Source organism: Bacillus sp. LR--39 (genome assembly GCF_053613335.1).
The window spans coordinates 1-500 of the sequence record NZ_JBSIOT010001721.1 but is presented as its reverse complement, the minus strand read 5'-3'; the positions used below and the strand labels follow the sequence as shown (position 1 = coordinate 500).

1 pseudogene is annotated in these 500 nt (G+C 48.4%); it reads right to left on the bottom strand.

Annotation, left to right across the window (positions count from 1 at the left end):
- Nucleotides 1–500, bottom strand: a pseudogene (gene nprB / locus ACWHAR_RS32775) (neutral protease NprB); the annotation flags it as partial.

Sequence of the window (500 nt, the reverse complement as noted above, 5' to 3'; positions counted from 1 at the left end):
ATAGTAAATTTGTTCACTTGCTTCACGCCCAATCCCTTCAACCTGTACACCGTGGTGCACGCCTCCTTCTGCAAGAAGATAAGCTGCTTTATTGTGAATGGACGAATTGATATGGACTCCGCCATAATCCTCTGTTCCTGTGTAGCGGTTCGAGTAATGATCTGGATTTCCCTGCTTAGATGGGTCCTCCAATGACCGCAATGAATCTCCTGCAATACCAGGAGTATAGACATCTTCGCCGATCTCCCAATCATCACGGTCAGCCATCGCGCCCATAATGTCAGAAATGGACTCATTTAATGCACCGGGTTCTTCTTGATATAAAAGACCGGCGGAATACTGTGTGACTGCGTGTGTGATTTCATGCGCGACAATGTCGAGCGATCCAGACAGCGGCTTAAATTTCGAACCGTCTCCATCCCCGTATACCATCTGGACACCGTTCCACGCAGCATTGTTCCATTGTTTGCCGACATGCACGGTAGACGTAATCCTTGCTC